The sequence below is a fragment of the Alicyclobacillus sp. TC genome, assembly GCF_016804365.1.
Lineage (GTDB): Bacteria > Bacillota > Bacilli > Alicyclobacillales > Alicyclobacillaceae > Alicyclobacillus_I > Alicyclobacillus_I tolerans.
Genome location: NZ_CP044434.1, coordinates 2,621,793 through 2,646,900, shown reverse-complemented (window position 1 = coordinate 2,646,900; position 25,108 = coordinate 2,621,793). Strand labels below are relative to the sequence as shown.

Below are 25,108 nucleotides of genomic sequence, written 5' to 3'. Positions count from 1 at the left end.
TCCAAATTCAAGATAGCATAATTATATATATATTTATTTAAATTTAATTTTAATTTATTAAGTTTAAAAATGTTTTTTTGGACAAGTCCTGAGTGAAAAGGAAGTCTGACAAGACAGACATGAATTCAGGGGACATAAGGGGATGATTCCAATTGAATGAGAACAATCATTTGCAGGCACATTCATGGAAGGGAAAGGAAAACACAGAATCGTTTTGTATCTATCATTCCAAGCAAAATGTACCTCATTTAGAAGACTGGATTGACGATGTCATGGGTTTTGTACCTGTTGATGTAGCCAATGTGGGACGTATGACGCGACTGATTCGCCGGATGGAGGAGGATATGTATGTACCTTGGTCCATCCCTTATGCATACCGAAGGGTGGCTGCGTATTACGGTTTGCATTGGCAATCTCTGCGTGAGATTCAAAGAGAAGTCATGCAAAAATCACAGTATGTGCCTCTTGTGGCGCGAGCTGGGAAATCAACATTTTGTGCCGTTAAAACCATAGCCAGACCTCTGACGCGCCATGAGGGAGCTACTGGCTATATCGTAGGAAAAGAAGTGAAGACCATCCATAATGTTGAGGAGAAAACAAAAATGTTGGAGTTTACGAATGGGAAAAATTTATTGGTCTATATGAGCCGTGAACAGATTCAACAAAGATTTATGGATGGAAATCTATTTGCAGCTGTATGGCGGGACAGGCAGTTTCGTGAATAAAGGGTGGAAAGGCGAATTACAACCCTTGTGGCAAGTTTTCCAGGCGCAATTCACCGTGATCGACACGGCCAGCCCAAACAGGCGGTGAGAGATGGATGGTGGCCCGGCCGGCCGTCCATTCCTGAATCGCCGCTTGCCAGTGGCTGGTGTCTTGAAGCGAAAGAAGCAGCCGTAAACGGACGTTGTCTGTAAAATCGCTCTCCAGAATGTGTACGCCCTCGTTGTGCAGGGCGTACTCCAAACGCCCGTAGTCACTGTAAGGAAGTGTAACTTCTAAAACGGTCGCCTGAAACAAGGCCATTTTTACAGCAGCTTGCAAGGCGCCGGCTGCTGCCTCTGTATACGCCCGCACAAGTCCATTTGCCCCCAGAAGTGTTCCGCCAAAATAGCGAGTGACAACAACGAGCAGACAATCGAGCTGTTGCCTGCGAATCACGTCTAAAATCGGTCGTCCTGCCGTACCGCTTGGTTCACCGTCATCCGAGTATCGTTCCTGCACTCTGTCCAGACCAAAACGCCAGGCAAAACAATGATGCGCCGCGCCACGCTCTTCAGTTCGAATTTTCTCTAGCCACAAATCGCTGTCTTTCTCACGCAAAAGAGGGATGGCCCGACCAATAAATTTGGATTTTTTAATTTCCATGCTGAACATGCTGGATTCTGCAAGAGTTGTTGAGTTCATAGAGAAATCTCCTTTTTTGCAGGGCTTCTGGGTCGATCTCGATGATTTTCTAGTCCATTGCTTTTCATCTGCGCCATTCGACAAAAATTGACACCGGGTTAGGCTTGACCCACAAAAAGAAAAAATATTTATCGATAGTCTGTAACATCAAGAACGTTTGTTACGTCTAAGTAAACGCTGAAAACTTATAGTATAGCAACTTGTCTTTCGAAATCAGCGCAGAGGAGTCAGGAAAATCAAGCCAAAAGTGTTCTGTTCAACGAACTTTCCGCGTAACATAGCATTGTTGGACCGCATTCGGCGTACAAAACGGCAATGGTGAATGGGAAATGAAAAAAGTTTCCGAAAGAGGAATTCTAATCGATTAGAGCGAAAACAATGGAAATTATTAATTCTAGCTTTACTCGCAAGCAAGCTAACAGTATAATCAGCCGTGGGAGTAGGAAAAGGCAACAGCATTTGGCTGACCTGTTCCGTACATAATAAAGGGTTCAGTAGACTATCTGCCTATTCTCACATAGCTACTAAATTTTCTACTCATGGCTTAATTGCTCTGATAAAAGAGGATTTTTGCGAATTGTGTCGTAAAAAGTCTCTTAATGCCATGAATCGAGAGACAATCGCGAGTTTTCCGGATATGGGGCTCCGTGAATATCTCTACTGAAGGGAGGGATGCCTACCTGCGCGGCGCATCGTGCATCGGCTAAGTCATAGCTTAGTCTGACATGGTCTACTCCGTTCAAGACCGCCGTTGAATAGCGTAGGGGCATAACTACTGTAAAAGTTCTAGGATGGGGTGCAATCACCCTCTCTCAGTAAGTTGTAAAAAGAAGTTTTTTAAGGAGGAGAAATTCACTTGAAACGAGCTCTTACGGGTATCGCTGCTGCGTCTGTCGTTCTCGGTATGTCCGTTCCGACAGTTTTCGCTGCCAATTACAGCAATGCTACATGGCACCAGGAAACCATTCAGATTGGTTCCACCACACTTGGTTTTAAAGGTTTTGACGCATTGTATGCCGGCACACAAACCGACTACATGCCCATTTATTATTTGATTGAAATGCTGCAAAAGGATGGCTACCAAGCTTCCTGGAACGGCATTAACAAAGTGTTCTCCATCACCACCCCATCTGGTGTGAAAGTGGACATGAGCCAGTTCACCAACGCTGGTCAAGGCACAGCTTCCATCTATCTGAACGGTCAACTCGTGCAGATGACGGATTCTGTCGTCATGAAAGACCCGGCTTCTGGTGTTAACACCACCTACATGCCGGTTTACTTCTTGCTGAAGGTGTTGTCCGCGATTGGTGCAGCCAGCCAGAGCAACTGGGATGGCAACACTGAAACCTTGACACTGCAGGCTCCAACACCGGCTAGTACAAATGCTAGTTTGTCGGCAATTATGGTATCAGGCGCTGCAAGTGGCACTGGCGCTGAAACAGCTCCTGCAATTAACACAAATGGAACTTCAGAGACATTGAGTACAACACTAACAGATGCTAGTGGAAATCCAGTTTCAGGGGCTAGTTTAACTCTTACTCTTCTTGGTGCAAATCAACCAGTTGTACAACAAGGAGGTAACTATTTAGCGGGCACAAATGTTACTGGTGGTTGGACATATAATGTCACAACTAATTCTAATGGTGTTGCTACTGTATCAGTAACTGGAAATGGTGCATATACTGCTACATTTACAGCTCAATACACAGTTAATGGCTCACAATTAAGCCAAACTGCATATCTTGGTTTTGTTTCATCATCAAGTACGCCTTTAGTCTCACCTGCTTCTCCTTATTCAGCAACAACATCATCTGTATCAAATCCAAGTGTAGGTGTGGTTCCTGTAACGGTTACTCTGCCACCTAATAGTAACGGCACTGCACAATCAGGTGTGAACGTAACATTCACACTAAGTACTTCTTCTGGAGCATTCTTGTCAACATCTAGTGGTCAAAGTCTCGGTACGAATCAAATAACTGTAACAACCAATTCAAATGGTCAGGCAACTGCTTATTTGAATAGCTTCAGTGCGAATGGTACGGCAACAGTTCAGATAACTGCTTCAGGATTTACTATTCCAAATGAAGTAGTAAACTGGACGCCAGCATCATCAACAGTTTCAAGTTCTGTTACAGGAATTGGCGTATATGCATTACAAAACTTAGTTCCTTCTACAACGCCATCCACGATTCCGAATTCAGTCACAGGAATTCCTGGGAATGCAGATGCTTACTTCGTACCGTTTACATCGACAAGTAATGCGATGACGGCAGGGGATGCAGCGGGAACATATAACCTATCATTAACAAATGGAGCTACCTTTACTAGTGTAGCTGGGTTACCTGTTCCAGCAGTACTTTCTGGTATGAGCAATCTGCAGGTAGTTCTTACTGAAAATACTGCTACAAATGGTGATTTTGCTGGTTACACAGTAACAGCAGATGGAATTGATATTGGGAATGTTACATCATCACTAAATGATATTGCAGTAGAAGTCGCGCAATCTACTGCGGCAGGTGCTGCAAATAACACTACATTGACAGTAAATAGTGGTTCGATGAGTGCAACAGCAGGTTATGAATTTACATCTGGAACACAGTCATACGCTGCAAACTTTAGTCCTGTAGAAGCAACGTTGACTGATGGCGCATCACAGACATTTACGTATACTGTGGAAGATTCTATGGGAGATCCCGTACCAAATGCCCCAACAACTTTGACTTATGATAACACAGCACCATCAGGTTCATGGTTGACTGCTGTTAATGGAACAACTCTCTCGCAAGGAATAGGTACGAATGGTCAGACTGAACCAACTCCAATACCGCTTTATAGTTTCACGGGTACACTAGGCTATAAATCAGTATTTATTCCTGGTGTTGTCGACTTCAGTTCGGCTGGAACTGTAACAGTCTATAGTAATGCAAATGGTCAAGTCAGCATTACACTGCAGAATGGAGAAGTTCCGTATTATAACGGTAACGTCGTAGCATCATCTGGAACTGGTACTACAACAGGTGCGACTTATGTATGGACATACCAAGGAAATAGCCAAGCTACATCAACAGGCTCCATCTATTTCGATGGGAATTCTACAGCACCTACTACTTTCTTCAATAATGGCTCTCCAACACAAATCGGTCAAATCAACTACTAATCTCGTTCTCAAAAAACCCGGGTTCGCCCGGGTTTTTTTATTTCTCCATATTTTAAAATCTAATTCCTCATTTGTGACCTTTCATAAGTCAAATTTCAATCATCCTTCAAGCTTCCCCAATTATAATTTGTCTATTAAAATATTTACATTGTGAAAACATGACATGGATAAACAAGTGAGGGACAGTCAAATGGAACCTACGCCATCTGCGGCAGAAGAAATCATTCAGCCGCTGCGCAAGTCACGTAAGAAATGGCTCTACACAGGAGCCGCCGTTATTGTTGTATTAGGAGTTGGCATACCCATAGCACTTGCCAAAACGAGATCGCACACATCCATACCAGCGAATGATTGGTATACCGTAGGTTATGGAAATGTGCTGCAAACCATCAGTACTTCTGGTACCATCGTTGCTCCCACAACGATAGATTTGGATTTTCAAGGTACACAATCCGTTGTCACTTCCATCCCCGTGCATATTGGAGAAAAAGTGAAGGCGGGTCAAATACTCGCTACAGAAAACGATCAAACAGAACAAATTGCAGTTGCACAAGCACAGTCCACAGTCTCTGAAGCAGAAGCATCCTTGCAATCTGCAGAAGCAAAATTACAGCAAGATGAAGCAGGGGTTACCCCAACACAATTGGCACTCGATAAAGAAGCTGTCACGAAAGCTCAGTCCAGTCTGCAAGAAGCGCAACAACAATATCAGGATCAACTTGCTGCCTATAATGACCGTACCAGTGAAGAACAAGCTGTGCAAAGTGCACAAGCTGCTTTGACGCAAGCTGAAGATGAATTAAATCAACCCAGTGATCAAGTCTCACTGGATGAGCAAAAGTTGCAGGATGATGAGGCAGCACTCCAGCAAGATCAGCAACAGTTGCAAGACGCCATTGCGCAGTATGGGAATATTACCGAGTCACAGGTGCAAAACGCCTATCAAGCCTATCAAACGGCTCAGGAAACTGCGAATTATTGGGCCAGCCACTACACTGGAAATAATCCTTACGAAGCGCAGGTGAGCCAAACACAGACTCAGTACCAACTTTTAGAGACTGGGTACAGCGCTATTCAGCAAGCACAGCAGGCAGTAAACAACGAACAACAAGCCGTTCAAACAGATAAAACTACCTTGCAAAATGACCAAGCGAGTCAATCGAGCAATCAGCAGAAGTTAGAACAGACGGTTCAAGAAGATAAGCAAGCGCTGCAATTGGCAGAAGAACAGTACAATAATCCCATCAGCGCCAAACAAGCTCTTGATAGTGCGCAAGCAAACGTCACCCAGGCCCAGGAAGCCTTACAGACAGCCGAGTTGACTCTGCAAAATGTCGAACAACCCGCTACTCCAGCTACCATAGCCCAGGATGAAGCGAGTATAGCCAGTGCGCAAGCGCAAGTGCAAAATGCTGAGGCCAGTTTGCAAAATGCACAACTCAATGAGTCAGAAACAGTCATCCGTGCGCCCATCTCTGGCGTGATAACCGCCATCAATGGCGTGGTGGGTGAAACAGCCAGTGAAGGTGAAGCAAGCAAGGCTAGTTCTTCCAGTTCATCCGGCTCCGGTAGTGGAACAGGATTGATTGAAATGGCCGATTTGAATCCTGACGATCTCGCTGTTCAACTGGATGTGGCTGAATCGCAAATCGGCAGCGTGCACCCGGGTGAATCAGTGCAGTTCACAGTTCCTGCTTATCCTAACCAAACGTTCACGGGTACGATTACACAAGTTTATCCCACACCCGTACAAAGTTCTTCCGTTACCGAATATACGGTGATGGCCGCTGTAAATAACGACAACGGCAGCCTAAAAGCTGGAATGTCAGCAAGTGCAACGATTGACACAGCTTCAGCCAACCATGTTCTGAGTATTCCAGCCATTGCGCTTCATCAACTAGGTTCCATTGAGGGTGTCTATGTAGATACAAGTACTGGAAATCGCACAAATTCAAGCAAAAAATATAGTCATTTTGCCAATAGTCAGGCAAAATCAGGCAAGTCACCATTCAGTGCTGGTTTGCCGGCGGGTGTGCATTTCCAACCTGTCCAAGTGGGATTGATGGGAACCAATACCGTAGAAATTACCAGTGGTTTAACGGCAGGTGAAAAAATACTGCTGGTTTTGCCAGGGCAGACTGCAGCCGCTATTGTCAATAGTCAAAGCAGCGGATTCCACTTTGGCGGCGGCTTTGGCGGTGGTGCTGGATTTGCTGGTGGAGGTCATGGTGGCAACGGCGGCGGAGCCGCTGGAGGGAAACAGGGATGACAGCGCTATTAGAGATTCATCAACTTGTCCGCACTTATCAAGTGGGGGGGCAAGAAATTCGTGCACTCAGCGGTGTCAACCTGACCATTCAGCGTGGTGAATATGTCGCCATTATGGGACCGTCAGGAAGTGGCAAATCCACTATGATGAACATGATTGGTTGCCTGGATGTACCTTCCAGCGGAACATATCGTTTGGACGGTTATGACGTATCCCGTTTATCCGATGACGAGTTGGCCATCTTGCGAAACCAGAAAATTGGTTTTGTTTTTCAGAACTTTAATCTATTGCCCAAAACAACAGCTCTGGAAAATGTGGAGTTGCCCATGCTCTATGCGGGAATTTCACTGCGTGAACGACGTCAACGAGCTATGGAGGCTCTAGAGCGTGTAGGGTTGGCAGAACGTATGCATAACCGTCCTAATGAATTGTCCGGCGGTCAGCAGCAGCGTGTATCCATTGCCCGAGCCTTGGTAAATAAGCCTGTCTTATTGTTGGCTGACGAGCCTACAGGCGCTCTCGACAGTCATACAACGGAAGAAATTTTGCAGTTATTTGCGGACTTGCATGCGCAAGGCAACACCATTGTTTTAGTTACGCACGAGCCTGAAGTCGGTCGCCGAGCCAAGCGCATCATTCGCTTCCGCGATGGTCGTGTAGAGTCGGATACAGCCCATGATATGGAAATCAAACAACCCGTCGCAGCAGCCGAAGCCATTCGGCAGGGTCAGGATGGGGGAAGTCGCTGATGATGCTTGAGATTATGCGTGTGGCTTGGAGAAGTGTCAAAGCCAACAAGATGCGTTCGTTCCTTACCATGCTCGGCATCATTATTGGTGTAATGGCCGTGGTGCTCAGTTCTGCCATTGGCATGAGTGCTAAAAACGGTGTCACCAGCCGTATTGAGAGCCTCGGTTCCAACGTACTTACCATTATGCCCGGTTCCACATCAGTTGGTGGAGTGAACCAAGGCTATGGGAGCGCATCCACTTTGACAATCAGCAACGCCACAGCCATTCAACAGGACGATCCCGATGTGGCGATGACAGCGCCGCTTGTTTCACACTCGGCACAGGTCGTCTTTGGGGCCAACAATACCAATACCGCTATAGAAGGCACTAACCAAAACTATCCCGCGATTAAAGATGTCAGCATGGCGCAAGGTAGCTTCTTTACGTCGGAAGACGTTTCGAAAGCAGCCAATGTTGCTGTTCTCGGCAGTCAGGTGGAACAAACGCTTTTTTCTGGAACTGGCGTCAATCCGGTGGGACAAACCATAGATATTGCCGGAATTCCTTTCACTGTTATTGGTGTGGCAGCCTCGCAAGGAGCGAGTGGTTTTCAAAATGAAAACGACGCGATAGCCATACCCGTGACAACCGAGCAGAACTTGTTGACCGGATCGGACACAGTCAATGAAATTTTGGCATCGGCCAAATCGGCTAACGTCATGAATCAGGCGCAGTTGGAAATTGAATCGACGTTACGCGTTTTGCACCAACTGTCTCCCAGTACAGCCGATGATTTTCAAATTATTAATCAGGCTACCATCCTCTCCGCGTTGTCAGGGGTGACTCAGATACTGACCGATCTTCTCGATGGCATTTCAGCTATTTCGCTTTTGGTTGGTGGGATTGGCATTATGAACATCATGCTTGTCTCAGTGACCGAACGTACCCGTGAAATTGGTATTCGCAAGGCCATTGGAGCAAGGCGAGGTGTCATCTTGACACAATTTCTTCTGGAATCTTTAGGTCTGTCGCTATCCGGAGCAGTGATTGGCTTGCTTTTGGGTACGGCTGGGGCTTTGACGGTTGGTGCTGTCAGCCATACTGGAAATTTGCTCTCACCGGGTGCCATGATATTGGCAGTCATTTTCTCCATCTTGATAGGTTTGGTGTTTGGTGTGTATCCGGCGCGCAAGGCGGCAAATCTTAAGCCCATTGACGCGTTGAGATATGAATAAAAGTGAAAAAGGATTCAGGGAAAGGAAGAAACCACCAGAGCTTGTGAGAACGGACACAGTGGCTGGTGGTTTCATCATGTCTAATGACAAACTGTCTTTTATCCCTTCAACATCGATTTGAGAACAAAACCTACGTTGGCCGGACGTTCTGCCAAACGGCGCATGAAATAGCCGTACCAGTCGGTGCCGTAAGGAATGTAAACTCGTACTGTGTAACCTTCTGCAGCTAGTTGATCTTGTAGGTCCGAGCGAATACCGTAGAGCATTTGAAATTCAAACTGTTGACGGGGAATCTGATGCTCTGCCGTAAACCGTTTGACGTGTTCAATGATCTTCTCGTCATGACTGGCTACGGCCGCATAATTTCCTAGAGTCAAATGTCGCTCAATGATGCGAATATAATTGGCGTCTACATCTTCTTTTTTCGGGAAAGCCACACTTTCAGGTTCTTTATAGGCTCCTTTGACGAGCCTCAGGTTTGGGTGAAAAACATTCAAATCTTCAATATCCTGAGCGCTTTTGTAGAGATAAGCCTGAATGACCAAACCTACCGTTTCACCATATTCCGCACGCAGTCGTTTGAAAATGTCAATGCTGATCTCGTTGTGTGCATAATCTTCCATGTCTATTCGGACAAAATTGCCATGTTTTTTTGCAGTGTCGAGGATGCGGTGCATATTGTCCAGGCAAAGATCTTGCGAAATATCCAGACCTAGCTGAGTCATTTTCAAGGAAAGATGAGACTGTACGCCAGCCGCGCCAATCGCGTCAAGTGCCGCAACACACTCGTCAGCCGCCATCCGAGCTTCTTCTTCGCTAAAAACAAACTCGCCTAAGTGATCGAGCGTGGCCACAATACCACGGCGGTTAAAGTCACGGACCTTTTGGATAGCGCTTTCAATATTATCACCAGCGACAAAACGACTGGCCCCAAGCCGCATGCCATAAGCCTGTGCAGCCTTATTGGCGGCACGATTTTTAGCTAGGAACAAGAATGTGTTGCGCATTAAGGCTTCCATTGAATATCCCTCACTTTCAATGAGATGCAAGTGATTAAAATTAAACACATTTATAAAAAATGATTATAAATTATACACATGATGATTGTAACTTTTCTCTTTTCAAAAGGCAACTAGGAAATTAACGAAGGATAGCCTATATTGAGAGCGTGTACATTTTGCATAATGGACGGTGCTTAAAAATGGTCAGCCATTCAGATAAGGAGATGTTTTCCTTTTATAAAGTGCTGTTGGACGCGCTGCCCGAAGCCATCACTATGGTGAATCGCGAGGGGGAAGTGCTTGCCTGGAATCAGGCGGCGGCCAAACTGTACGATATCTTGCCAGAACAAATTATTGGTCAGCCCATCGGTCAGTTTTTTCAACGCGGTTCCCTTATGCTCTTTCAGGTCATGGAAAGTGGCTTGCCTGTCTACGGAGTGTACCATCAACCTCGACCGGACAAGCATGTCTACATTCATACCGTTCCGGTTCACAACAGAGAAGGCCATTTGGTGGGCGCCATCTCCATGGAGCAGGATATTACTGATTTAGTTCGACTCAGTGAAGAACGATACGCGCAACAAAATGGCAACCTGGATGAAGATTGGCAAACACTACTGGATACTCAAAATCATGCCTTGAGGGAAGTTATCCATTTTTTAGATAAAATAGACAAACTGCGACCGGATGCTCCACTGCTCCTCTTGGGAGAAAACGGATCGGGCAAAGAATGGCTGGCACGCTGGATTCACACTGCAGCGAAGCGTAAGGGGCCGTTTGTGGTAGTGGATTGCCAAGTGCTTCCGGAAGGCATACTAGATATGGAGCTGTTTGGACAATCTGCAGAATGGTACACATCTCAGAGCAGTGAAAAAGCAGGTAAGTTGGAAACGGCGGGGCAAGGGACGCTTTTCTTGCGCAATGTGGATAAAATGGCGGAAAAAACTCAACTCAAACTGGCGCAGGCTCTGCAATCGGGAGGATTGGCCAAAACGGATGGGCAATGGTTGCCGATGACTTGCCGAGTCGTTGGTGCTGCCCATGTAATGCCGGATGCGGACGTGTCTGAAACGCTGGTCTCCAATTTGCGATTTCTCTTCTATGAGTTACGAGTACCATCGCTGCGGGAAAGGAAAGAAGATATCCCAGCTATTTGTCATTTCTATTTGGCGCAAGCGGCCAAACGTTTTGCTAAAGGGTTGCCGCAGCTAAGTCCCGAAGTCATGGCAGCACTGACGAACTATCATTGGCCGGGCAATTTGCCGGAATTGCGGAGGGCTATGGAATGGATGTTGTTGAATGCTGGAGAAGGTCCGCTGACACTTGAACATCTGCCGCGCGAGTTGCGTCCCATGACTGTAGAACAGTTGACCGATTTGTCGCTGCCGCTCAATGACTATGCGCAGGAGATGGAACGCAAGCGGATTGTCGCAGCGTTAGAACAGACATCCGGCAACAAAGCGCAGGCAGCTCGTTTGCTGGGGATATCCCGAGGGGCGTTGTACTACAAAATGCGCCAGTACCATCTGACGGAATATTAAAAAAATACATCACTTCTACTTGTGCGCGTTGAATGTATTCTTTATAATCTGAAATCATGTATAAAATTTAGACATAGAATAAGAAGGTGTCTAAATTTAAACACGATAAAGAGTTCCGCATTCCTCGGGGAGAAAACGCTTACGTATGCGTTTGAGGATGCGGAACTGCTTTGCCCATCTGCGTGCAGGAATGGGAAAGCGCAGGTTTTGGAGATTGCGCGCAGAAGAAAAAAGTCCTAAGGGGCAATTTTTAAGAAGGGGAGGATTAGATTGCCGAGTCAAGACAAAAAGCTCAAAAAGAACTTGTCCATGCTTGATCTGACCTTAATCGGTATTGGAGCAGCCATTGGTTCTGGTTGGTTGTTTGGCGTACAGTATGCGGCCAATGATGCAGGACCGGCTGCCATTGTAGGTTGGGCCATTGGTGCTGTAGCACTCATTTTTATTGCGCTCGTTTATGCGGAGTTGTCTTCCATGTTGCCGGCTGCTGGCGGTGTCGTGCGATACCCAGATTATTCTCACGGGAGTATTTTGGGATTTTTAATGTCTATCGCTACCATCATTGCCTATTCCACCATTCCGCCCATTGAAGCGGAAGCTGCTGTGCAATATTTAGCTCCTAAGGCGTTTTTCAATGCTAAATCAGGATTGCCCAATTTTACCGGTTGGCTGATTGAAGCTCTGCTTGTGGTGCTCTTTTTCTTGATGAACTATTATGGAATTAAAATTTTGGCTCGTATCAATAATGTCGTGACGATTTTTAAAGTGATTGTCCCGCTTTTGACTTTTATCACATTAATTTTCAGTATTCATGTATCGAATTTTACTTCAAAAGGTTTTGCGCCCTATGGATTTCATGGCATTTTGACAGCTGTTGCTACTTCGGGCATCATCTTTTCCATGCTTGGTTTCCGGCAAGCTGTGGACATGTCTGCTGAGGCGAAGAATCCTGGACGAGATGTGCCGCGTGCCATCATTCTGGAATTGGTGATTGTAGCCATTGTCTATATCTTGGTGCAAGCTGTTTTCATTGGCGCCGTACCAGCACATGCTTTTCAGCATGGATGGGCCAAACTGTCCTTCCAGGGTCCTTTGGTGGACGTTTCCTTGATATTGGGACTGACATGGTTGGCATGGTTTATGGAGGTATCAGCTGTAGTCTCGCCACTCGGAGCAGGTTGGGTTTATTTCGCTTCTACAGCGCGGGCAGTGCTGGGCTTCTCCAATAACGGATATTTCTTTAACTTATTCTCCAAGGTAGACGAAAAAACAGGAATTCCACGTGCAGCCATGTGGTTGACATTAATTTTAGGTATCATCTGGACAGGTCCATTTCCCATTTGGAGTAAGTTGGTGGCGTTTTGTTCGAGTGCCTCCGTGTTGACTTACGTTGTTGGTCCGGTCAGTGCAATGGTTTTTCGACGGCACGCTGCCGATGCGCATCGGCCGGTTCGTCTGGGTGGGTTGCCTGTCATTGCTATTCTTGCTTTTATTGTAGGGAGCAATATCATCTATTGGACGGGTTGGAGCAATGTGCAACCACTGATTATTCTAGAATTTATTGCGCTCGTTGTTTTCTTCCTCTTTTCGCTGTTTGCACCGCGTTTGCGTGAAAATCTAGGGAAATCGTTTGTATCTTCCATCTGGATATTGGTTTATATGATCTTCATGTACGTGGTTTCATACTATGGTAGTTTTGGCGGCAAGGGCAAGTTGGCCTATCCTCTGGATATCATTGTGGTTGCAGTGGGTTCAATTATTTTCTACTTCTGGGGTATTGCCAGTGGTCGCCGTACAGCGTCATTGGAGACTGCAATTCAGGAAGCGTCTGAACATACGTCAACAAGCACGGCCAATCTATAAACATGCGAAGATAAGACGGCGTGTGGTTGCTGGAGGACGGAGGGGAGAATCAAGTGGTTGTATTGACAGCACGTTACGAGTGTAAACCTGGTACGTCTGAACAAGTGCAGGCGGCATTGATGGAGATGAAATCACTGGTTCAAAAGGAGAGTGGCTGTCTGCTCTATTTAGTCAATCGCTCGCTGGAAAATCCCGACGTCTTTCTGCTCTTTGAACAATATGAAAATGAACAGGCCTTGGAGGCTCATGCAGAGACGGACTATTTTCAGCGACTGGTGAAGGATACAATTTTACCGCTTTTGGCTAAACGAGATCGGGAGTTGTATCGTCCTTTGTAAAGCGCTGTTTACCTAACTGTGTGACCATTCCTCCATGAAGTAAACATGCATTGAATTTCAAAAAATGTAAAAAGGCGCGTTGGCCCTTGGGCGAAACGCCCTTTTTTGTGCGCATCCATCAGGCATCAGTTGCCATTTGTTATGGCTGATGTTGAGAGGAGGCAGGGTAGAAGCGCATGGACACAGCCATCTTTGCTGCTTCCAAGGCGCTGCGATAATCCCAGCACTCATAGAGCGTGGAACCAAAGACCCATTCGGCAGCCGTGTGATTTCCGTCCCCAGTGATATTTACAGCCAGTGTACCCCGCGTTTCTGGTAGCAGGTTTTGATTGAAATAGTTTACCAATTCTTTGGCGACAGAGATGGCTGTAGGATTTGTGCCTTCGACTTGCAAAGTCCATTTGCCTTCATGCCAAACGATAAGGGAGCTATCGGGTTGCTGATAATCTGTGCCAACCATGCCATGACCGAGATGGATGAGGCTCTGTGAACTGCCTGCAGGTGGCTCGATATAGGCAGGGGCTACGTCACCTGGATTGGACTGGTACAACTGTTGAACCGCTGCAGAATCGGACTTGTATTGGTTAGCGCCAAATCCTCCTATCAGTTGAGCTAACCCTGCATTCAGCGATGCTTGAAGTGCGGGGCTGTTGAGCGGCAACGGCTGCTTGGTCCATTGTAAAGTGACGTTGTACTGGGTCTGTCCGGCTTGAGCTAAGGCGCCTATAGACCATTGGTTAGATTCAGGGTGGTAAATAGGCAGGGTGGGTGCCATGGGTTGGATTTGAGTGCGGTTTTGAATAAAACGCATAGCTTCAGAAATCGACGGCAACCATTTTTCCTCCTGAGATGTGGAATGAGTAGGAGGAACAGCGTACGTTTGCTGGGTAGCTGTGGATATAGGTTTGGGTTTGTTTTCTTTGGATTGAACAGGTTTGGTTGGGTTTGCACATCCCGTAGTCGCGGTGAACAGAGCGCAACAGGAAAATAAAATCCATTTTCTTTTCATTTTTGATCCCCTTTACCTTCCATACACGAGTTTGAATTCTCACCAATATACTGGATTAACGCCTGCATCAGGGAGGGTTGCGTCTTGACGTACGCCATTCAGGTTGATTTGTCGGAACGCAAATTATCTCTCTATAAAGATGGGAAATTGGAAAAAACGTACCCGGTGGGAATTGGTAAAATGCTGACGCAAACACCCGTTGGCGATTACATGATTGTCAATAAGGAGCCCAATCCTGGAGGGCCTTTTGGTGCGTATTGGCTGGGTCTTTCCAAACGCCACTATGGAATCCATGGTACCAATCGGCCCTCTTCGATTGGTAAAGCCGTATCCAAAGGCTGCATCCGCATGTATAACCAAGATGTTTTGGAATTGGCTCAAAAAGTCCCTATAGGCACAACTGTGAAAATCCGCCCCTAACAGAAAGCGGTTAGAGGCAAGAGATGACAGTAGAAAGAATAGCTGATTGAATTAGACGGCGGCCAGAGCTTTTTCAATGTCTGGTTTGATACTTTCTGGAGACGTATTCGGACTGTATCGGTGAATCGTTTGACCGTCGCGGCCAACGAGAAATTTTGTGAAATTCCACTTAATCGATTCTGTGCCAAGTGCGCCTTTTTCTTCTTTTTTTAGATATTGAAAAAGTGGATGGGCGTTTGGGCCATTGACTTCCACCTTGGCAAACATTGGGAATGTCACGTGGTAGCGTGTCTCGCAAAAATTGCGAATTTCCTCTTCATTGCCAGGTTCTTGACCCCCGAATTGGTTGCACGGGAAGCCAAGAACAACCAATCCTTTGTCTCCGTAAGTTTCATACAGTTTTTGCAGTCCCTCGTATTGCGGTGTAAATCCGCATTGACTTGCCGTGTTGACAATCAGCAACACCTTGCCCCGGTACATCTCCATCGATTGTTCTTCACCATCAAGGGTTTGGACTGAAAAGTTATAAATGCTCATGGATAGCACGCTCCTTTTCCTTATTGTCCAGAACCGTAAGTGGCGCCGGTTGTGGACGATTCATTTTGTGGCAAATCGGAAGGCGGAGTAACGGGCGTGTTGTTATAGGTATAGGTAAGCTGCAAATCAATATTCGCCTCGATTTGTTTGATATAAGCGGTCATTTGCTGACCTAGACTCTTGCCAAACATATTAGGTGTAATGGAGAAACTCATCTGGGCCGTTTCTTTTGACAATTTTGCGTTGTCTCCTTGCCCGCTGACCGTCAAATGAAGTTGCATCTTGGTGGTTTGAAGAATGTGATTTAACAGATAGAGCATTTGCGAGCTTGACAAATTTTCCTGTCCTGCCAATCCACTTAATCCACTTTCCGAGAAAAGCAAAGACATGTAACGTTCAAGGCTGCTGGTGTCGAGTTGAGCTGCATAGGTAGTCGTATCGCCTCTGGTAGCAGTGATGTGGATGTTGCGCAGCATGGAAAGCGACAAATCAGCGCCCAGTTCCGGATTTTCCTCCAATTTAAGCAATTTTTCCGAGATGGTGGATTCCATCCACTGTCCTTGTCCTTGGGTCGATCCGCTGCTGTTCAACATCCTCTCATAGAGATGATTGCCTTGAATGTAAACTTCTGAACTCTGTGGGGGTATCGTACTGTCTTGCATCTGCGTCGTTACTTCGGCCAACTCTGCTCTTTGACCCGCCACCTTGCCGACTTCCATCTTCGTTTGTATAGTTAAATTTTCAGACGTTGGCATGCTTTGCTGGGCTGATTTCAAATCGTTTATCGCAGTTTGGGTCAGTTGTGTTTGCATGTGCAGATGTTCTATGGCGTTGGCTTGGTAAAAAGGACTGCTTGATGTATCGGTCAACGCGATTTTTAAAGATTGCAAGCTGGGACTGTCTGCTTGCCATTGACTGCCGTTAAAAGATACCTGCCAACCTAGAGCCTGTACAACGCGGTCCATATCGGTCATGTTGACAAAAAAGGTGGTCTTGTGTGAAAACGGATCGACCCGATTCATACCTGGCAATATAGCAATGGTGGTGCCGTTGACAACCACTGGAACACCTGCAACGGCGAGCTTTCCAATAGGTTGTAATTGTAATCCTGGCAAATGAATGACCCACGAACCTGCTTCCCAATGGGAGGATATCCCTGCCCGCTGTAAATCATGAATCAAGTACCATAAGGGCAAGTAGGTTTCACCATGCAAGGTGACACTGCCTGGCATGTGGATGGGATAGCCGTCTGCCAGGGCGTATGGAGCAGGACTCATTTGCGGCATGGGTGAAGCCATGGCACTGGTAGAGCACATGCCCATCACACAGAAGGTTCCCATTAATCCTAGTAGGCTTTTTTTCAAACCCATTCTCCCCCAATCATCTATCGTAGGCGCAGTATACTTCATCTTCCTATGTTTTTTCTTCTTCAAATATATCAGTTGAAATCTTGTTTGTCTTTCGATTTTTCAGGAACAAGTCAGATAGCAAACACTAGAGCAGGACAACCATTTTTGCTGCGTCATCATTCGCTTCTGACTCAACGGAGGTGTACAATAAAAAAGATTGAAAATATTTGCTTATGGAGGGGTATGATGACCAGCATCAACAGTTTGACCAGTACAGCAAAACTGAACAATGGTGTGGAGATGCCCTATGTAGGTTTGGGTGTATGGCAATCCAAACAAGGCGGCGAGGTTGAGAATGCGGTTCGAGCCGCCCTTGAATTGGGTTACCGCCATATAGATACAGCAGCAGCTTACGGCAATGAGGAAGGTGTTGGCCAAGCGATTCGCGACAGCGGCGTAGCCCGTGAGGAAATTTTTATAACCACGAAACTATGGAATAACAGCCATGGTTACGAAAAAGCTCTGCAAGCCTTCGAAGTCAGCCGTAAAAAGCTGGGAGTTGATTATGTCGATCTCTATCTTATCCATTGGGCGATTGAAGGGAAATATTTAGAATCCTGGCGCGCTTTTGAAAAGCTGCTGAAAGATGGATATGTCAGAGCGATTGGTGTCAGCAATTTTGAGCCTAAACATCTCCAGGATATTATGAATCATTTTGAAGTGGTTCCGGCTGTCAACCAGGTAGAGTTTCATCCTTATCTGACGCAGCGCGAGTTATACGAGTTTTGCCGCGCTCATCACATTCAATTGGAAGCTTGGTCGCCTCTGATGCGTGGTGGAGAATTGTTGAACCATCCGTTGATTCTCCGTTTGGCTGAAAAATATTCGAAAACGCCAGCACAAATTGTATTGAGATGGGATTTGCAGCAAGAGGTAGTTACCATACCCAAGTCGGTGAGACGCGAACGTATTGCGGAAAACGCCCAGCTGTTCGATTTTCAGCTTAGCCAAGAAGAAGTTGCTGAAATCACGGCCCTCAATCGCAACCAACGCAGCTTCGAATACGATCCGAATCATGTGGATTGGGGACTGGAATGAACTTGTCTGAGCAGAATCAGCGATACCATTGCTGCGCAACTTGCCAGCATTTTCGCGCGGAAAATCTTCGCAAGCAACAACTCTCCAGCCCGCAAGAGGCTGGAGACTCGCTTGCAGAAAAGAAATCGCGCGTGCGTACGTATTGCGCCCGTCTTGGCTATGAAACGCGCAGTTTCTATCAATTTCGTTGCTGGACACCTCGACCAGATATTATTGCGCGTATGAAGAAGAATTCTGCCGAGTAAGCAACTTCGTCAGCGCATCTTCCCTCTTTTTCAGACAAGCCTCATCGAGACAAGGATTATTGAAATCCATGGCGAGGGTCGTTAATAAATTCTAAGCTGCCACAACGCTCGCATGCGAAGACGTGGACAGCTACATTTCTTTCTAACGCGGTATTGATAAATTCTTCATCTCTGCCTCCCAAGAGCAAATCGCCAATGAGACCTGCCCCTCGGCTGACACCGCCGGTTCGTAAAACATGGGCGCCATGATAGCGCATGGGAATGTGGCAACGTAGGCATTCATGGTCTCCCTGATAGTTACCGTTTGATGAATTGCCTTCCATAGCACGAACGAGGTTATCAAAAAATCCCATTTTTTCTCCTCCTTCATTCCTCTTTCATTATGATTCTATCATGACCATGGAGAGTCAACGCTTGTTGCAATTTGTCCACAAATTTTATTTTTTTCGTCCTCTTGGACAAGGATTTTCATGGCTTGTCTAGAATCGAAAAAAAGGATTTTTGAATCGTTTTATACAAATTTTCAAGGTTTGATTTAAAAATTCTCCAATTTTATTATCGATATAGAGTAAAATAAGATACTGAATTTAAAAGTGCTGGATAACCAAGCTCATCCATGTATATTGAGGAGGAAACCATGTTAGAGTCTATTTATCACCTATTTCCTGCTACCATTCACCCTATGGTCGTACATTTCACCATTGCCATCAATTATCTGTCTTTGCTGGCTGGATTCATTGGCCTGTTTCGTCCAGGAGATAGATTTTACGCGCGGTCTTACACCTATCTTCTCATATTGGCCATTTTATCCACCATTGCGGCAGGAGTTGCCGGTGTCATCAGTGAATCTTATCTAGTTCATATTTCTGCTGGGGCAAGAGCTATGTTGCCTGTGCACAGAAAGTTTGGTGAATTGACGGGAGTGGCTCTGGTTATTGCTCTGGCTTTCCAATGGCTACTAGCTCGCCGTAAAGATAGAATTTCTTTACTCGCATTTCTCTTTAGTATTGTAGCCGCGGTCCTGGTAACAATTACCGGCCATTTAGGAGGGACCATGGTCTACCATTACGGCCTTGGCGTTCATACTTCTATCAAAGGTTAACCACGATTACACGTTTCCATTGTCCATCGGGGTGGTTTTCACTATCAGCGGCTGCCCCTTTTTTCACCTCAGTCAGGATATTTTAAGGAAGTGGTTTTTTGAAAGGCAAGCAAGGTTACAAGCCTGGGAAAATCATCATGAAAAAACACTCAAGCCGTCATAAAAAACGCATGTTAGCTTTGCAGGTGGGCGGACTTGCCGCGCTTGGTCTAGTTATTTTGCGGATTGCCAACATTCAACACGCCATGGGCCATGAATTGCTCACGGCAGCGGCTAAGGTACAAGATGTATCCAAGGTAGAATTGGCTCCACGCGGAGAGATTCTGGATTCTGCAGGACAGCCCATTGCTTATGATGTGCCGGCTTATATGATGGATATTAAAATCTCCGATTTTTCTAATAAAAAAGCTTTAGCGCAAAATCTCTCCAAAATATTAAACCTTCCTTATAGTGAAATTTATCCCCTGATTGCTCAAAAGTATGATTGGATTCAATGGAATCAGCCTATTCTTGCGACCGCCAAAGATGCTATTGAAAAATTGTACGGCAATGGAAAGCATGCGACAGATTTCAGTTTTACAGCTACAGAAAAACGATTTTATCCTTTTGGTAGCTTTGCGGCGGCTACAGTAGGTTATGTCGGTTCTAATGGTCAGGGAGTCATGGGGGTAGAGGCGGAGGAAAACAAGCTCTTAGAAGGGACTCCCGGAAAAATCATCTATAAACAAGACGCGTTAGGATTCCCGTTGCCTGGAACGGTGCATACTCTTGTTGCGCCTAAACCGGGGGATTCTGTGGAACTGACCATCAATCCGGTCATTCAAGGTTTTGTCGATCACGTGATGAAAAATCTAAATGCAAAACTTCACCCTGAGCATGCAACCATGATTGTCATGGACCCCTGGAACGGGCAAATCCTTGCCATGTCCAATCAACCGGATTTTAATCCAAACCATTACTGGACCGCTACTTCCAACGCTCTCGATCAAAATTGGGGAGTGTCAGCCGCGTTTGAACCGGGATCGACATTTAAATTATTTGTCTTGACGGCTGCGTTGGCGACTCATTCCATTCATCTGAATCAAACCTATATGTCTGGGAAAATCACCATTGACGGACGGACTATTCATGACTGGAACTACTGGGGTTGGGGGAGAATCAGTTTTTTAAAGGCGCTTGAATACTCTAGCAACGTAGGTTTTGCAAAGATTGCCATGAGGGTGGGATGGACCAATTTAATGCATTATCTTCGCCTGTTTGGTCTTACCCAACCAACCGGTATCGACTTGCCGGATGAAGGCGACTCCATTCTCTTCCCGCCTTCACAAGAAGGTCAAATCGAATTGGCTACCACAGGTTTTGGTCAAGGTATTGCAGTCACCCCGATTCAACTTGTGGATGGTGTTTCCGCAATTGCGAATGGTGGAACATTGTATCGGCCTTATGTAGTCCAAAAAATTATTTCTCCACAGGGAAAAGTGATTCAAACCATAGAGCCTCATGTTGTCCGACGCAATATTGCGCCTGCTTCTGTATTGGCAACTGTGCGTCACGGTATGATACTCGATGTTTCACAAGGTATTGACAACGCAGCGTATATTAAAGGCTATGAGATTGCCGGGAAAACAGGAACGGCTCAAGTGGTCAATCCAAAGACAGGGAAATTTTATAGTTCCAGGTTTATCACATCTTTTGTAGGTTTCGCTCCTGGGTGGGCGCCGAAAGTGGTTATCTATTGCGCGGTAGACTGGCCTAAATTGCCTGCCAACGATACATGGGGCAGTACAACGGCTACACCAGCTGTACGCCAAGTCATGAAAGATCTAATGAACTACTATGGCATAGCTCCGCGTACGGCTACCTCAGCCCAAACCTCTATGCTGACTCATCCTGCCCAAAAAACTGTCTATATCCAAAACCTGCCCAGTTTAATTGGAGATTCTGTTCAGGAAGCCCAAAAGGTGGCTCATGGTATAGCAGGGTCCCTTGTGGTCAACGGTAACGGATCAACCATTCTCCGTCAGTGGCCGCTGGCGGGTAGTTCGGTACAAGCTTCTCAACCCATTTATGTCTGGACAAGTACAGCCCGAACTCAAGAAAAAATGCCGTCGATCCGAGGTCTTACGTTAACACCTCTGTTGCAACTCTTACATGATTTTGGCTTGCGCCCTATCATTTCTGGCTCGGGATTTGTCGTTGGTAGTTCAATTGCTGCTGGTCAGCCCGTTTATCCAGGTGAACAGGTGCATGTATCCTTGCAGGCTCCGACACTTTCATAAGTCAACCTCAAAGTACCACAGTGCAGCCACATGATGCTTGCCTTTTTCATTTCTTTCTATCCTTCTATAACAAAGGGATGGAATGGTGAAGATGACGTCTAGACAAGGTAATGTATAGATTTACATTTCTGGACGTTGGAGGGTACTTTGGATTGCGTGACATTCATGTAAAGCCTGTTTCTTACTATCCATCGGAAAATCTTGAATATCCAATGATGACAGAACCACAACTCATCACTCCCAATGAATTGTTTTACGTTAGAAATCATTTTGAATACCCTTTTGTGGATGTCCATCAATGGTCGCTTTCCATAGAAGGTATGGTCGTTCAACCCCTTCAGTTAACTTATCAAGATTTACTGAAGATGAACTTGGTTACCTTGCCGGCGACTCTTGAATGTGCAGGTAATAAGAGGTCGTTATGGGACAAGAAAGCGCAAGGAGTTCAATTTAGTCTTGGTGCCATTAGCCATGCTGAATGGAGAGGCGTGCGTCTCAAAGATGTCTTAGAACAAGCTGGAATATCCCATCAAGCGAAAGAAGTTGTTTTTCAAGGACTTGATAGTGGCCAGCGTCCGGATATGGAAGAACAGGTGTTTTTTGAAAGAAGCCTGCCCCTTGAAAAAGCGCTTCATCCCGATACGTTACTTGCACTAGAGATGAATGGCCAACCTCTGCCGTTCAAACACGGATTCCCTTTGCGTCTTCTCGTGCCGGGGTACTATGCTATGGCTTCAGTGAAGTGGCTGCATCGTATTCGTGTGGTTGAAGAAGTATTTAAGGGGCCTTTTCAAAGTATCGATTATGTCATTCTAGAGAAACCCAATGATTATACACATGCCAAGCCTGTTTCTTCCGTTGTCATCAATTCCTCGATAGCCTCTCCCTCGGAAGAAGAAGAAATCGCTATGGGTCAGCATGTTATCTGTGGTTATGCCTGGGCTGGAGAACATTCAGTAAGTAAAGTAGAAGTAAGCACGGATGGAGGGAAACATTGGAGAGAAGCTCAACTGCTCGATCCGGATATAGCGTATTCATGGCGGCGCTGGTCGCTGGATTGGCGTGTTGATCAACCGGGAGTCTATACATTGATGGCCAAAGCGACCAACGAACTTGGCGAATCTCAACCGATGAAAGCGAAATGGAATAGCAAAGGCTATCAAAATGATGCTGTTCACGTAGTACATGTTCATGTCGCCGATGCCCAACTGACAGAGAATTTACTGCACGGAAAAGCTTGATTTTAACAGCTCGCTACAAATCTTCCATAGACAGAATGATTCCCAGCGGACAACTTAGTTCACGTTTTGGACATAGACAGACTGCGCTGTACTAGGTTGCGAATGACTGGTATCCGTGTTGCCTTCTGATCCCTGATTGGAAGGTGATGTTGAAGATGAAGTCGTTGTGATGTTCACACTGGATGGTGACACATAATGACCGCGAATGGTCACCAGAGTTCCATAGTGGACAAGTGTCCAAACTTGTGCAGCATGAGCATACGGCAGTTCTACGCAACCCAGACTCTGTGGGAACCCGTAACTGGCTCGAATAAACCCGTGAATAGCATCGCTTCCGTGAAAGTAATTAACATCTGGGATACCGGGATCGACATATTTGCTGCCATTAGGATTTTCTCCACGCATGGTCTGCGATTGAAAGCGTAAATAGATAGCATATGTACCGTCTGGTGTACTTGCTCCAGGAATACCCGTATTGCAAACAGACTGATAAATCCACTCACCATCTTTCCAAATGCGCAATGTTTCCGGTGCTGGATTTTTGGAAACCAACACGTATGTAAAGCGATGCGGATCTGCGACGGCGTTAGGAGAAAGAATAGCTTGCCATACGGCTGGTCCGGCAATTCCATCAATGGTGAGGTTATTGACATGTTCAACCGCAATGACAGCAGCTCTGGTTAATGCGGTATAAGTGTCTGGTTGCCACAAGTTTTGAAGGGTAGAGGGAATATTTCCGTACTTCCAAACAAATGTGACTTGTGGTGGATTTTGAATGTTATTCAGAGTAATGTCCGGAGCGTTTCCTTCAATCGTCACAGGCAGATATCCCAATTCGGCTAAACGTTCGTTTAACGCCAGAACTTCAGGACCTGTGGTTCCCAAGCCAAAACTGGGGTATGGTGATGAGGGAGTGGCAGAGTTCTGCGGTTGGCTGTTGGAAGATTGACTGGTGCTTTGTTGTAAAGAGACCGTCTTCACAGTGGATTGAGTTGGATTTGTATGGTCAGAAGACTGCAAAACTTTAGGGGCCAGAGATTGTGTATCAGGAAAAAAAGATAATCTGGATTTTAAATAAAGTACACCACAACCAGTGGACAAAATAGCCAGACCCAAGGAAACGCCTACAACAGTCAAGCGAGAGAAACGCACATCATTCACCCCGTTTTGTTATCCATATCTATAGAAAAATTTTATGTTACTGGATAGACGTTATGGCGAGCTATTTTGTGACACAAAACTTAAACATTGCTGTTGCTTGTTAAAATGGCATAATGGGCAGGGTGAGTTAACACTCGCAGTTTTCCAGTCGATGTGATGTCGATATAGCGAGCAATAGTTGGCGTTTGCAGATTTTCCACCAAAGTGGACTGTCCGGTTTGCAAATCAAATTTGTAGACGGCGGTAGCTAAACCTTGCTGATTGATAGCGGCGTAATAAAAAGTATTTCCTACGCATCCTATCAAACCAGCGTTTTGTTGAATCAAATGTACTGACCAGTGATTGAGATGGGGACTTTGTGTTAAATATCCAACATTAAATGTTCCACCGGAGTAATCTTCAAAGTAGAGAATATCTCCCGTTTCTGAAACAGAGATATTGCGGATATCTAAACCGCCAAAGTGGGTTTGAAACATATTTCCATCTGTATCGTAATGATAGACTACACTGCTGCTTGAGTCGGCAATTAAAATGTACATGTCGTTGGTGTATGGACTATCAGTAATTTTAAGAAACTGCGCATTAGAGGATAGACCAGCAAACGTTTGAATTAAACGAGTAGAACCTGTCAAGAGATTGGCCGTCTTTAAAACCAATTGGCCATTACCATCATTTTCGCCTACAAAAACTTCATCGTTGCGAATCCAGCGCAAAAACGTGATCGGATTGGAAAATGTCTTCGAGTAGAGCAATTTCTCGGTAGATAAGTTTTTAATTTTGAGCGTGCCATTGGAATTGACATAAGCCACATATTGTCGATTGGGTGAAGTCAATACCAAAGGAGAATATAACTTCTCTATAGAGTCTAGATGTTGTTGAGCTATCAGAGATATTTTTTGCTGCTGCTGGTTCAATTGCAAACTAACCTTTTGTGCTCTCTGTTCGGAATGAATCAATAGAGCATTATAGTGTTGAAAAAACAAAAATTCCGCAACAGCAATGACAGCTGCCACCATGAACATGCGTCTGCCTAAATGTCTTTGTTTCTGAGCATGTTTTTGTGGTTTCTGTTGTTTAGGTATTGCCATGACAGTATGTGAACGTTTTACAGTCCTTGCCATAATC

General features: G+C 45.7%; 22 protein-coding genes. 14 read left to right on the top strand and 8 right to left on the bottom strand.

Features of this window, described 5'->3' with window-relative positions:
• Positions 1–152 precede the first annotated feature (152 nt).
• Entirely contained in the window at positions 153–725 is a 573-nt protein-coding gene (locus FY534_RS12925) for a hypothetical protein (RefSeq protein WP_203114800.1), read from the top strand.
• 16 nt (positions 726–741) lie between these two features.
• Here the strand turns inward: FY534_RS12925 and FY534_RS12920 are convergent, their stop codons facing one another.
• A complete protein-coding gene (locus FY534_RS12920) occupies positions 742–1,407 on the bottom strand; it encodes an IMPACT family protein (RefSeq protein WP_238413572.1) in 666 nt (221 codons plus the stop codon).
• Between the two features lie 856 nt (positions 1,408–2,263).
• Between FY534_RS12920 and FY534_RS12915 the strand changes: the two genes are divergently transcribed.
• The 4 genes from FY534_RS12915 to FY534_RS12900 all read left to right on the top strand — a co-directional run bounded on the left by FY534_RS12915 (position 2,264) and on the right by FY534_RS12900 (position 8,799).
• Positions 2,264–4,564 carry a beta strand repeat-containing protein gene (locus tag FY534_RS12915; protein WP_203114799.1) on the top strand — a complete coding sequence of 767 codons (2,301 nt, stop codon included), beginning with the start codon at positions 2,264–2,266 and terminating at the stop codon, positions 4,562–4,564.
• A 190-nt stretch (positions 4,565–4,754) separates the two neighbouring features.
• Positions 4,755–6,833 carry an HlyD family efflux transporter periplasmic adaptor subunit gene (locus FY534_RS12910; protein WP_238413571.1) on the top strand — a complete coding sequence of 693 codons (2,079 nt, stop codon included), beginning with the start codon at positions 4,755–4,757 and terminating at the stop codon, positions 6,831–6,833.
• Positions 6,830–7,582: an ABC transporter ATP-binding protein gene (locus FY534_RS12905; RefSeq protein ID WP_203114797.1), complete on the top strand. Its 753-nt coding sequence runs from the start codon at positions 6,830–6,832 to the stop codon at positions 7,580–7,582. Before FY534_RS12910 ends, FY534_RS12905 begins: the two co-directional genes overlap by 4 nt.
• A complete protein-coding gene (locus FY534_RS12900) occupies positions 7,582–8,799 on the top strand; it encodes an ABC transporter permease (RefSeq protein ID WP_306953265.1) in 1,218 nt (405 codons plus the stop codon). The genes FY534_RS12905 and FY534_RS12900 overlap by 1 nt, the downstream gene beginning before the upstream one ends.
• A gap of 98 nt (positions 8,800–8,897) precedes the next feature.
• On the opposite strand, the gene FY534_RS12895 is transcribed toward FY534_RS12900, so the two are convergent.
• Positions 8,898–9,818 (bottom strand): proline dehydrogenase family protein, encoded by a 921-nt coding sequence (locus FY534_RS12895; RefSeq protein ID WP_203114796.1) that lies wholly within the window; start codon positions 9,816–9,818, stop codon positions 8,898–8,900.
• A 182-nt stretch (positions 9,819–10,000) separates the two neighbouring features.
• On the opposite strand from FY534_RS12895, the gene FY534_RS12890 reads away from it, so the two are divergent.
• From FY534_RS12890 to FY534_RS12880, 3 genes are all read left to right on the top strand, one after another.
• Positions 10,001–11,341 (top strand): sigma 54-interacting transcriptional regulator, encoded by a 1,341-nt coding sequence (locus tag FY534_RS12890; protein WP_238413570.1) that lies wholly within the window; start codon positions 10,001–10,003, stop codon positions 11,339–11,341.
• A 270-nt stretch (positions 11,342–11,611) separates the two neighbouring features.
• Positions 11,612–13,204 (top strand): APC family permease, encoded by a 1,593-nt coding sequence (locus FY534_RS12885; protein WP_083574052.1) that lies wholly within the window; start codon positions 11,612–11,614, stop codon positions 13,202–13,204.
• 20 nt (positions 13,205–13,224) lie between these two features.
• A complete protein-coding gene (locus tag FY534_RS12880) occupies positions 13,225–13,542 on the top strand; it encodes a putative quinol monooxygenase (protein WP_203114794.1) in 318 nt (105 codons plus the stop codon).
• A gap of 139 nt (positions 13,543–13,681) precedes the next feature.
• Here the strand turns inward: FY534_RS12880 and FY534_RS12875 are convergent, their stop codons facing one another.
• Positions 13,682–14,551 carry a hypothetical protein gene (locus tag FY534_RS12875; RefSeq protein WP_203114793.1) on the bottom strand — a complete coding sequence of 290 codons (870 nt, stop codon included), beginning with the start codon at positions 14,549–14,551 and terminating at the stop codon, positions 13,682–13,684.
• 84 nt (positions 14,552–14,635) lie between these two features.
• Between FY534_RS12875 and FY534_RS12870 the strand changes: the two genes are divergently transcribed.
• Positions 14,636–14,971: a L,D-transpeptidase gene (locus tag FY534_RS12870; RefSeq protein WP_072873259.1), complete on the top strand. Its 336-nt coding sequence runs from the start codon at positions 14,636–14,638 to the stop codon at positions 14,969–14,971.
• A 51-nt stretch (positions 14,972–15,022) separates the two neighbouring features.
• On the opposite strand, the gene FY534_RS12865 is transcribed toward FY534_RS12870, so the two are convergent.
• The gene (locus FY534_RS12865; protein ID WP_203114792.1) at positions 15,023–15,508 is read right to left on the bottom strand and encodes a glutathione peroxidase; all 486 of its coding nucleotides are present in this window, start codon (positions 15,506–15,508) and stop codon (positions 15,023–15,025) included.
• Between the two features lie 20 nt (positions 15,509–15,528).
• Entirely contained in the window at positions 15,529–16,872 is a 1,344-nt protein-coding gene (locus FY534_RS12860; protein WP_072873261.1) for a hypothetical protein, read from the bottom strand.
• Between the two features lie 240 nt (positions 16,873–17,112).
• Between FY534_RS12860 and FY534_RS12855 the strand changes: the two genes are divergently transcribed.
• Both FY534_RS12855 and FY534_RS12850 read left to right on the top strand, forming a co-directional pair.
• Entirely contained in the window at positions 17,113–17,955 is an 843-nt protein-coding gene (locus tag FY534_RS12855; protein WP_370541576.1) for an aldo/keto reductase, read from the top strand.
• Positions 17,956–17,957: 2 nt separating this feature from the next.
• The gene (locus FY534_RS12850) at positions 17,958–18,200 is read left to right on the top strand and encodes a hypothetical protein (protein ID WP_238413569.1); all 243 of its coding nucleotides are present in this window, start codon (positions 17,958–17,960) and stop codon (positions 18,198–18,200) included.
• Positions 18,201–18,256: 56 nt separating this feature from the next.
• Here the strand turns inward: FY534_RS12850 and FY534_RS12845 are convergent, their stop codons facing one another.
• Positions 18,257–18,553: a hypothetical protein gene (locus tag FY534_RS12845; RefSeq protein WP_072873264.1), complete on the bottom strand. Its 297-nt coding sequence runs from the start codon at positions 18,551–18,553 to the stop codon at positions 18,257–18,259.
• Between the two features lie 284 nt (positions 18,554–18,837).
• Here FY534_RS12845 and FY534_RS12840 point away from each other — a divergent pair, with 284 nt between their 5' ends.
• The 3 genes from FY534_RS12840 (at position 18,838) to FY534_RS12830 (ending at position 22,822) form a co-directional block, all read left to right on the top strand.
• Positions 18,838–19,302, top strand: coding sequence for a DUF2231 domain-containing protein (locus tag FY534_RS12840; protein ID WP_203114790.1), 465 nt, complete (start codon positions 18,838–18,840; stop codon positions 19,300–19,302).
• 98 nt (positions 19,303–19,400) lie between these two features.
• Positions 19,401–21,581, top strand: coding sequence for a penicillin-binding transpeptidase domain-containing protein (locus FY534_RS12835; RefSeq protein ID WP_238413568.1), 2,181 nt, complete (start codon positions 19,401–19,403; stop codon positions 21,579–21,581).
• A gap of 152 nt (positions 21,582–21,733) precedes the next feature.
• The gene (locus tag FY534_RS12830; RefSeq protein ID WP_238413567.1) at positions 21,734–22,822 is read left to right on the top strand and encodes a sulfite oxidase; all 1,089 of its coding nucleotides are present in this window, start codon (positions 21,734–21,736) and stop codon (positions 22,820–22,822) included.
• 54 nt (positions 22,823–22,876) lie between these two features.
• Here the strand turns inward: FY534_RS12830 and FY534_RS12825 are convergent, their stop codons facing one another.
• Together FY534_RS12825 and FY534_RS12820 are read right to left on the bottom strand one after the other, a co-directional pair.
• Positions 22,877–23,974 (bottom strand): L,D-transpeptidase family protein, encoded by a 1,098-nt coding sequence (locus tag FY534_RS12825; RefSeq protein ID WP_238413566.1) that lies wholly within the window; start codon positions 23,972–23,974, stop codon positions 22,877–22,879.
• Positions 23,975–24,063: 89 nt separating this feature from the next.
• Entirely contained in the window at positions 24,064–25,104 is a 1,041-nt protein-coding gene (locus FY534_RS12820) for a hypothetical protein (RefSeq protein ID WP_238413565.1), read from the bottom strand.
• Positions 25,105–25,108: the final 4 nt, after the last annotated feature.

Excerpts from the sequence above, each read along its gene's own strand:
- FY534_RS12920 (WP_238413572.1), bottom strand. The coding sequence starts at position 1,407 with ATGAACTCAACAACTCTTGCAGAATCCAGCATGTTCAGCATGGAAATT.
- FY534_RS12910 (WP_238413571.1), top strand. The coding sequence starts at position 4,755 with ATGGAACCTACGCCATCTGCGGCAGAAGAAATCATTCAGCCGCTGCGC.
- FY534_RS12905 (WP_203114797.1), top strand. The coding sequence starts at position 6,830 with ATGACAGCGCTATTAGAGATTCATCAACTTGTCCGCACTTATCAAGTG.
- FY534_RS12900 (WP_306953265.1), top strand. The coding sequence starts at position 7,582 with ATGATGCTTGAGATTATGCGTGTGGCTTGGAGAAGTGTCAAAGCCAAC.
- FY534_RS12895 (WP_203114796.1), bottom strand. The coding sequence starts at position 9,818 with ATGGAAGCCTTAATGCGCAACACATTCTTGTTCCTAGCTAAAAATCGT.
- FY534_RS12890 (WP_238413570.1), top strand. The coding sequence starts at position 10,001 with ATGGTCAGCCATTCAGATAAGGAGATGTTTTCCTTTTATAAAGTGCTG.
- FY534_RS12875 (WP_203114793.1), bottom strand. The coding sequence starts at position 14,551 with ATGAAAAGAAAATGGATTTTATTTTCCTGTTGCGCTCTGTTCACCGCG.
- FY534_RS12865 (WP_203114792.1), bottom strand. The coding sequence starts at position 15,508 with ATGAGCATTTATAACTTTTCAGTCCAAACCCTTGATGGTGAAGAACAA.
- FY534_RS12845 (WP_072873264.1), bottom strand. The coding sequence starts at position 18,553 with ATGGGATTTTTTGATAACCTCGTTCGTGCTATGGAAGGCAATTCATCA.
- FY534_RS12840 (WP_203114790.1), top strand. The coding sequence starts at position 18,838 with ATGTTAGAGTCTATTTATCACCTATTTCCTGCTACCATTCACCCTATG.
- FY534_RS12820 (WP_238413565.1), bottom strand. The coding sequence starts at position 25,104 with ATGGCAAGGACTGTAAAACGTTCACATACTGTCATGGCAATACCTAAA.